The following is a 9061-nucleotide window of genomic DNA, read 5'->3' on the forward strand; positions in this document are numbered from 1 at the left end:
GATCGTGGACTCGGTGCCCGCGCCGCCGGGAATCAAGGCCTACGTCACCGGCGCGGGCCCGCTGTTCGCCGATCAGTCCCACGCGGGTGAGAAGGGCGTCGCGAAGGTCACGCTCGTCACCTTCCTGGTGATCATCGTGATGCTGCTGTTCGTCTACCGGTCGATCAGCATCGTCCTGATCATGCTGGCCATGGTGTTCATCGAGCTGGCAGCGGCCCGCGGTGTCGTCGCGACGCTCGGTAACTACGGCGTCATGGGGCTGTCGACGTTCGCCAACAACATGCTGGTGCTGATGGCGATCGCCGCCGGGACGGATTACGCGATCTTCGTGGTCGGCCGCTATCACGAGGCCCGCGGGCTGGGCGAGACCCGCGAACAAGCGTTCTACACCATGTTCCACAGCACCGCGCATGTCGTGCTCGGATCGGGCCTGACCATCGCCGGCGCGATGTACTGCCTGAGCTTCTGCCGGCTGCCGTACTTCCAGTCGCTGGGGGTGCCGTGCGCGGTCGGCATGCTGGTCGCGGTGCTGGCGGCTTTGACGCTGGCTCCGGCAATACTGACGGTTGCGTCGTTCTTCAAGCTCATGGATCCAAAGCGCACGCTGCAGACCCGGGGCTGGCGTCGCATGGGCACCGTGGTAGTCCGCTGGCCCGCACCGGTTCTCGCGGTGACCGTCGCGATCGCGCTGGTTGGTCTGCTCGCTCTGCCCGGTTACAAGACCGACTACGACAACCGCCACTTCCTGCCGGCGGACACCCCGGCCAACGTCGGTTATGCCGCCGCGGACCGGCACTTCGACCAGGCTCGGCTCAACCCTGAGCTGTTGATGATCGAGACCGATCACGACCTGCGTAATCCGGCCGACTTCATCGTCCTGGACAAGGTCGCCAAGGCGGTCTTCCACATCCCCGGTATCGGCCGGGTGCAGACCATCACCCGGCCGCTGGGCACGCCACTCGACCACAGCACCCTCGGATTCCAGATGGGTGCGCAGGCCGCAGGGCGAATCCAGACCCAGCACTATCAGGACGAGCAGGCGGCAAACCTGCTCAAGCAAGCCGACGAGCTGCACAAGACGATGGCAACCCTGCATGAGCAGATGCAGGTGACCCAGGATCTCAGCAACACGACGCACGAAACCACCAGGCTCACCAAGGAAACCGTGCAGATCACCGAGAGGTTGCGCGACGACATCGCCAACTTCGACGACTTCCTGCGGCCGATCCGTAGCTACTTCTACTGGGAGAAGCACTGTTACGACATCCCGGTCTGCTGGGCACTCCGGTCGGTCTTCAACGCGCTCGACGGCATCGACCAGGTGGCTGAGAACATCGTGAACCTCAGCGCGAACCTGGACAAGCTGGACAAGATTCAGCCGAAACTGGTCGCGCTGATACCGCCGCAGATCGAGAGCCAGCAGCGCAACCTCGACACCATCATGTCGAACTATGCGATCACGCAGGGTCTTAACGAACAGGCGAGAGCGCAGTCCGACAACGCCACCGCGCAAGGCGACGCCTTCGACAAAGCGAAAAACGACGACACGTTCTACCTCCCGCCGGAGGCGTTCAAGAGCCCGGATTTCGCGCGAGGTCTCAAACAGTTCATCTCGCCGAACGGGCACGCCGTCCGGCTGATCATCTCCCACGAAGGCGACCCGGCGACTCCTGAAGGCATCAACCACATCGAACCGATCAAGCAGGCCGTGCACGAGGCGATCAAGGGCACTCCCTGGGAAGGCGCCAAGGTCTACCTCGGCGGCACCGCCGCGACGTACAAGGACATGCACGACGGCTCCAACATCGACCTGATGATCGCCGGAATCGCCGCGGCCACTTTGATTTTCATCATCATGCTGGTGATCACCCGAAGCGTCGTGGCGGCCTTCGTGATCGTCGGTACCGTGTTGCTGTCGCTGGGCGCCTCATTCGGACTCTCCGTGCTCTTGTGGCAGTACATCCTGGGCATGAAGTTGCACTGGATGGTGCTGGCGATGGCGGTCATCCTGCTGCTGGCGGTCGGCTCGGACTACAACCTGCTGCTGATATCGCGGTTCAAAGAGGAAATCCACGCCGGGCTCAAGACGGGGACGATCCGCGCCATGGCCGGTTCCGGCTCGGTGGTGACCTCCGCCGGTCTGGTCTTTGCCGCCACCATGGCCACGTTCATGTTCAGCCCGCTGCTGGTGATGGCCCAGGTGGGTACGACGATCGCGCTGGGTCTGCTCTTCGACACCTTGATCGTGCGGTCGTTCATGACACCTTCGCTGGCCACCCTGCTCGGCCGCTGGTTCTGGTGGCCGCAGCACGTGCGTCCCCGGCCGGCCAGCACCATGCTGCGACCGTACGGACCGCGTCCCGCGGTGCGCGAGTTGATCCTCAACGACGTCGACGAGCACCCGCCGGGCGGAGTGGTACAACCGCGCTGATCTTCACGCACGCGAACACCGACCGGTGGCGCGACGACCGCGCTACTGACGGAGCTGGGTCACGCGTAAGGCGTGACTGAGCTGGCGTACCGGTACGCCGCAGGTCAGGCAGTAGGCGTGCGGGCTGGACCTGATCTGGTCCACCTGCCGCAGCACCTCGATCTGCAGGTCGCGCAGGCAGCAGGTGCAGACGATGCCGACGATGTTGCCGAGCGGGTCCGCGCCGGGCCGGTTGCAGCCGTCCACGGCGTGGCGGTGCACGACGTGGGTGGCGCGGCTGGTGCAGCCGACGTCGGCCTGGCAGGTGAGGTCGTGCCAATCGAGCTGCGCCAGGATGTCGGCGACGTCGTCGCGATGGGACCCGCCCCGGGGTGGCTGAGCGTCTGTGCTGTGCATGGCACGACTATCCCGCGGCGGCGCGCAACGCACCATCCGGTCAACGGGTGATTGCGATGTCCCCCGATCGGGGGACGAACAACGTCGAACCCTAGCCTTGGGGGTCGACCCGGCCCTTGACAGGCCCTGGCCATCCGGGCGGGCCAGTGGGCTCGGCCCAGTCCCAGACTGACATGTCGCCGGGCGGGTACTGGTTGCAGATGTCGGTGGCCTTGGCCACGACGCCCTTGTTGTTCCAGAAGATCTTCATGTGGTTGGGCCAGGCCACCCACAGCGGATCGGACACGGGCGCATAGAAGTTCTCGGAGTAGTTCCGGCGGTCCTCCGGTGACAGCGAGTAGAACCAGTGCGCCTTGTCGATGGTCGCCTGCTGGACGTTCGGGTGGTTGTCGAAGTCGATCATGTAGCGCTGGTAATACACCGGGCTGGTGTCCCGGGAGGCCGCCAGGATCTGCTCGGCGTCGCACGTGGTGTTGATCATCCGGCGGGGGATCGGGAAGTCCTCCGTGGAGTCGGCTACCGCGGTCGACGGGAAGATCGCAGCGGTAACACCCAGAGCAAGGAACACGGCGCCTGCACGCAGGCCAGAACTCAGCCGAGACATAGCCGTTACGGTAGCACTTTTTGGCCCGCCGGGAACAGTTCCCAGCTCACTGCCAGGATTTGGCTAGTGCATCTCAGTATCAGTCGCGATCAGGGACGATGACGTGCTTTGGATCGGGCCGCAGCTCCGGCGGGGCCTGACTGTAGTCGCCGAAGGGGCCGTCGCGGCGCTCGATCGCCGCGCGCACGCCGTCGGCCTCGGCGGTCTTGATGAAGGCCAGCGCGTCTGGGGTGTTGCGCATCAGGCCGTCGAGAATGCCGCCGAGCGTCTGGGTGGACGCCAGCCCCATGTTCTCGTAGGCCTGGTTGACGATCAGCTTTTGGGCCTGCAGCTGCGACAACGGGATCTGCGAAAGCTCGGCGGCGATCTCGGCGACGCGGGCCTCCAGCCGCTCGAATGGCACCGCCTCGTTGATCAACTCGATCTCGGCGGCCTGCACGCCGGTCAGCGGCCGGCCGGTCAGCGAGTGCCACTTGGCCTTGGCCAGGCTCAGCCGGTAGAGCCACATCCCGGTCAGATACGCGCCCCACATCCTGCTGTAGGGCGTGCCGATCACCGCGTCCTCGCTGGCGATGACGAGGTCGGCGCACAACGCGTAGTCGCTGGCCCCGCCCACGCACCAGCCGTGTACCTGGGCGATCACCGGCTTGGACGCCCGCCAGATGGCCATGAATTTCTGGGTCGGGCCGGTCTCGCGGGCGCTGACCATCGCGAAATCCTTGCCCGGATCCCATTTCCCGTCGGTCATCATGGCCTCGCCCCAGTGCTGGAAGCCGCCGCCGAAGTCGTAGCCGCCGGAGAACGCCCGGCCCGCACCGCGCAGCACGATGACCTTGATGTCTTGATCGCGCTCGGCCAGCCCGATGGCGGCCTCGATCTCGTCGGGCATCGGCGGCACGATCGTGTTGAGCTGGTCCGGGCGGTTCAGCGTGATGGTGGCGACCGGGCCGGCCGTCCGGTACAGCAGCGTCTCGAAGTCACGGGTCGGCATAGCGTCCTTACGGGTCGGGCTGACGGTTCTCCGGCGAGGACGCGTAGATTCGCCCGCCGATCTTCAAATACGGCGTGGTGAGGTAGGCCGAAAAGGCGACGATGGCGGAAAACACCGCCGCCGCGAGCACGCCGTTCGGCCAGAGTTGCCCCGTCCCGACCGCAAAGCAGACGATGCCGATGGCCGCGGTCGCCCAGTAGAACCGCCGGCCGGCGCGACGGTGTTTGACGAAGCGATAGCGCGCCTGTGCCGCCGAGGCCAGGATGAAGATCAATCCCGTCGCCAGCAGGGTGAGTTCGATGCGTTGGATCGCGGACACGTCGACGATCCTATGGCCGCGTCCGCGGTTCGGTATCGAATGCTGCGACCTTTCTCGGCGTCGTGCTCTGCGGCGCTCACGGATGCGGATTCATCGATGATCTCGCGGGTATCAGTGGGAAACATGTTGGCGTGTCACGGGAGCAGGTGAGGGGATGCCTGGTACGGCCGGCCCCGCGCGGCCACGGCGGGAAAGCGGCTTGCGGCGGTCGCTGCAGGAATTCCTGGCCGTGCCGCTGGTGATGATCTTGGGGTTCATCGTGCTGGCGGTCGTCACCAGCGTGTTGGACCGCACCGATATCGGGTGGCTGCAGCCGGTTCAGCAGGCTCTCGCCAAAGTGGCGCCGCCGCAACAGAACCAGTCGATGTTGCGCACCGTTGCGCCGGGCGTGCTCACCTTGATGACCATCACGTTCTTTCTGCTTTTGACGCTGGTGAACCGGATGGCCGATGTCTTCACGTGGGTGGTCGTCGAGCAATTTCTCAGTCGCCGCGCCCACAAGGCCTTCTTCGGATACTTCGCCGGGCTCTCCACGTACTACGTGATCGTGCTGACGTTGGCCGATCCGCAACGAGCCGTGTTTTCCACCGTCGTCGCGCTGATCTTGAGCGTGCTCGCGCTGGTGGGGCTGGTGGTCTTCGGCTACCTGGTTCTCGACCAGCTGCGTCCGCCCTCGGTGGTCGAACGCATCGTGCAGCTCACCGTCGCCACCCGTGCCGAGCAGTCGGCGTGGTTGCGGCGGCTGCGGGACAAACCTCAACTCGAGCGGCTGCCCACCACCATCGTTCGGTCGGAGTGCAGCGGCTATCTCGTCGACATCGACGTGGACAGCCTTGGTCGGGCTCTCGAATCAACCAGCGGCGCAGTCGAAGTCGAGTTTTGCGTCAGGCTGGGTAGCCACATGGTCGAAGGATCGGCACTCGCCGGGGTGCGTGCCGAGCGTCAGGCCGACCGGGAACGGCTGGCCGGGGCGGTTTATGACGCGTTGCGCTGCGGCCGTGAGCGACAACTCAACCGGGAACCGGTTTACGGGGTGCATCAGCTCTCGAGCATCGGATGGGCGTCGGCTACACAGCGCGATCCGGAAGCGGCCTTGGTGACGATAGACGGATTGCACACCCTGTTGGCGCACTGGGTGCACCGATCGCCGTCATCCGGTGGAACGCAGCCCGACGACGAACCGCTGCCGGTCGTTTACCGTGACACCGCGATTCCGGAAGTGTTGTCCGCACTTTCGAGCATCGCGGTGGGTGCCGCCCAGGGCGGGCAACACCAGACCTGCGCCCAGGTTTTCAACGTCTTCGCCATGGCCCTTCCGGACCTTCCCGCGGAGTACCAACGCATGGTGACGGCACAACTGCGCCACGCGTTGCCTGGCGCCGCCAGGCATCCCCTGACCAATGAGATGGAGCGAGCGCTCACCGCGTTGGGCCGTGCGCTGTCGGACAATGGTCAGGCCGGCGCGGCGGCGGAAGTCGCCCGCCTCGGCTCACGGTTGGGCAATCAGCAGTCCGAGGGCTGACAGCAAGACCATTCAGCTCAAGTGCCCAGCATCTGCCATAGAAACGAGTAGGTCAGCGCGGACTTGAACGCCACCTGCTCGTTGTCCGCCGCGCCGGCGTGCCCGCCCTCGATGTTCTCGTAGTAGAAGACCTGATGACCGGCGGCCTCGAGTGCTGCCGTCATCTTGCGGGCATGCCCCGGGTGCACCCGGTCATCGCGGGTGGAGGTGGTCATCAGCACCGGTGGGTAGCGGCGCGTCGCCGAAATGTTTTGGTATGGCGAGTATTCGGAGATGAATGCCCAGTCGTCGGGGTTGTCGGGGTCGCCGTACTCGGCGACCCAGGAGGCGCCGGCCAGCAGCAGGTGGTAGCGCTTCATGTCCAGCAGGGGCACGCTGCACACCAGCGCCCCGAACCGCTCGGGGTACTGCGTCAGCATGATGCCCATCAGCAGGCCCCCGTTGCTGCCGCCCTGCGCCCCGAGCTGCTCGACCGTGGTGATGCCGCGATCCACCAAATCGGTTGCGACGGCGGCGAAGTCCTCGGCCACCTTGTGCCGGCCCTCCCGCATCGCCTGGGTGTGCCAGCCGGGACCGTATTCGCCCCCGCCGCGAATGTTGGCCAGGACGTAGGTGCCGCCACGGGCCAGCCACAGCCGGCCCAGCACGCCGCTGTAGCCCGGCGTGTTCGACGATTCGAAGCCGCCGTAGCCGTACAGCAGGGTGGGCGCCGGCCCGTCGGCGGCCTGCGGACCGCCGGGCCGCACCACGAAGTAGGGGATCGACGTGCCGTCCTGTGACGTGACGAAGTTCTGTGTCACCGAGATGTTTTCGGCGTCGAAGAAGGCCGGCGCGGACTTGATCTGCTCGAGCCGGCCGTCGTCGGTTCCGCGCATCAGCCGTGACGGCGAGTCGAATCCGCTGGAATCCAAAAAGAATTCGTCGCCGGTGTCGTCGGCGGAGACGACGACGGTATTGGTCGCGGCGGGAATCCCGGCCACCGGCTCGCGTCGCCAGTCGCCTTGTGACGATCGCAAGCGCGGCGGAGCCGGGCGCAGCGGGTCGTCACGCGATGGCGGCGTGACGATCTCCACGCGGCTGGCCACGTCGGCGAGTGTGACGATCAGCAGCCGGTGCTTGGTCCACGTGTAGTGGTTGAGCGCGGTGTGCTCGTCGGGTTCGAACACCACCTGCAATTGCGCTGTGCCGGCGAGGAATTCCTCGTAATTCGCGGCCAGCAGCGAGCCGGCGGTATAGCTGGACTCGCCCAACGACCAGTCGCTGCGCAGTTCGATCAACAGCCACTCGCGGTGCAGGCTCACGCTGGCGTCGGTGGGCGCGTCGATGCGGATCAGTTCCGACCCGCGCAACTCGTAGACCTCTTCGTTCCAGAAGTCCAAGGCCCGGCCGATCAGGGTGCGTTCGAACCCGGGGATCCGGGTGGCGCTGGCCACCACGTTGACGTCGGAGCGAGATCCCTCGAAGACCGTCTCGGCGTCGGCGAGGGGAGTGCCGCGGCGCCATCGTTTGACCACCCGTGGATAGCCGGAGTCGGTCAGCGAATCCTCGCCGAAGTCGGTGCCGACCAGCACGGTGTCCGGATCGGCCCAGCTCACCTGCGACTTGGCCTCGGGTAGCGCGAACCCGTCGACGAATTTCCTTGTTTCCATGTCGAATTCGCGCACGATGGAGGCGTCGGAGCCGCCGCGGGAGAGGCTGACCAACGCGCGGGTGTATTCCGGGTAGATGACGCCGGCGCCGGCCCACACCCACTTCTCGCCGTCGGCCCGACCCAGTTCGTCGACGTCGATCAGCACGTCCCACTCCGGGGAGTCGGTGCGGTAGCTGTCCAGGGTGGTGCGCCGCCACAGCCCGCGGGGGTTGGCCGCGTCGCGCCAGAAGTTGTAGAGGTACTCGCCGCGGCGGACCACGTAGGGGATGCGGGCATCGGTGTCGAGCACCTCGAGCGCCTCGATGCGCATCCGCTCGAAATTCTCGTCGCGAAAGCGCGCCAGTGTCGGCTCGTTACGCGCCCGCACCCAGTCCAGCGCCTCGTCACCGGTGACGTCCTCGAGCCACAGGTATGGGTCCTCAGTCATGCCGCCATTCTTACGGCCGCAGGACGCGGGCCCTTACGTCGCCCTCGTAACCATCGCGGCCCACGGGATCTCGAGGGCGCCGTCGCGCTGGTAGGGCGTCAGCGACGGTGCGAGGGTCGCGCGGATCGCGTCGATCTGCGCGGGGTCCAGGGAGGCCACCAGTTCCACCACCGGGCCGGCGAGCCCGGTCACATGCGCCCAGTGCTCGTCCGGGCTGTCGAAACGCATGACCCCGGTGATCTCTTCGACGGCGACGTCCTCGAACCCGCCCGCATCGGCCAGGGCCCGGTTGCTTTCGGGGGTGGCGAGGGAGAAAGGACCGCCTGGGGCGAACGGGTCACCGGGCGGCGTGACCCCGTTCTGCAGCATCGCGACCACCACGTGGAAGAGCCACGGGTTGCGGTCCGGCGGTCCCCATGTCGCGTAGGCGAACCGACCGCCGGGCCGCAAGACCCGCCGGACCTCCGCGACCGCCCTCTGCTGCCCCGGCATGAGCATCAGCCCGAAGCGCGAAAGCACCCCGTCGATGCTGGCGTCCGGCAGATCGAGCCGTTCGGCGTCGAGTTCGCGACATTCGACGTTGTGCAGGCCCCGCTCGTCGGCCCCGCGACGCGCTGCCGCCACCATCTCGGGCGCAAAATCGCTGGAGATCAGGCGGCCCGTGGGACCGAGCCGGTCCGCGACGAGAAAGCCGGTCTCGCCTGGGCCCGCGGCCACCTC

The 9061-nt window shown here is 66.4% G+C and carries 8 protein-coding genes; 2 read left to right on the forward strand and 6 right to left on the reverse strand.

Annotation, left to right across the window (positions count from 1 at the left end):
• Positions 1-2431 (forward strand): RND family transporter (locus A5624_RS17035; protein WP_066868439.1); only part of this gene is annotated, 2431 nt, incomplete at its 5' end.
• Positions 2432-2473: 42 nt separating this feature from the next.
• Here A5624_RS17035 and A5624_RS17040 read toward each other — a convergent pair.
• The 4 genes from A5624_RS17040 to A5624_RS17055 form a co-directional block, all read right to left on the reverse strand.
• Complete coding sequence (locus tag A5624_RS17040) at positions 2474-2827, reverse strand: hypothetical protein (protein ID WP_066868440.1); 354 nt, start codon at positions 2825-2827, stop codon at positions 2474-2476.
• A gap of 91 nt (positions 2828-2918) precedes the next feature.
• Positions 2919-3431 (reverse strand): DUF5078 domain-containing protein, encoded by a 513-nt coding sequence (locus A5624_RS17045; protein ID WP_066868444.1) that lies wholly within the window; start codon positions 3429-3431, stop codon positions 2919-2921.
• 79 nt (positions 3432-3510) lie between these two features.
• On the reverse strand, positions 3511-4422 hold the full coding sequence (locus tag A5624_RS17050; protein WP_066868446.1) for a crotonase/enoyl-CoA hydratase family protein: 912 nt from the start codon (positions 4420-4422) through the stop codon (positions 3511-3513).
• A 7-nt stretch (positions 4423-4429) separates the two neighbouring features.
• Positions 4430-4741: a hypothetical protein gene (locus A5624_RS17055; protein WP_066868448.1), complete on the reverse strand. Its 312-nt coding sequence runs from the start codon at positions 4739-4741 to the stop codon at positions 4430-4432.
• Between the two features lie 154 nt (positions 4742-4895).
• Between A5624_RS17055 and A5624_RS17060 the strand changes: the two genes are divergently transcribed.
• Entirely contained in the window at positions 4896-6263 is a 1368-nt protein-coding gene (locus A5624_RS17060) for a DUF2254 family protein (RefSeq protein WP_082990593.1), read from the forward strand.
• A 17-nt stretch (positions 6264-6280) separates the two neighbouring features.
• Here the strand turns inward: A5624_RS17060 and A5624_RS17065 are convergent, their stop codons facing one another.
• Positions 6281-8341: a prolyl oligopeptidase family protein gene (locus A5624_RS17065; protein ID WP_066868454.1), complete on the reverse strand. Its 2061-nt coding sequence runs from the start codon at positions 8339-8341 to the stop codon at positions 6281-6283.
• 33 nt (positions 8342-8374) lie between these two features.
• On the reverse strand, positions 8375-9061 hold a 687-nt coding region (locus A5624_RS17070), incomplete at its 5' end, for a class I SAM-dependent methyltransferase (RefSeq protein WP_156749059.1).

The sequence above is a fragment of the Mycobacterium sp. 1482292.6 genome, assembly GCF_001672995.1.
Classification (GTDB): domain Bacteria; phylum Actinomycetota; class Actinomycetes; order Mycobacteriales; family Mycobacteriaceae; genus Mycobacterium; species Mycobacterium europaeum_A.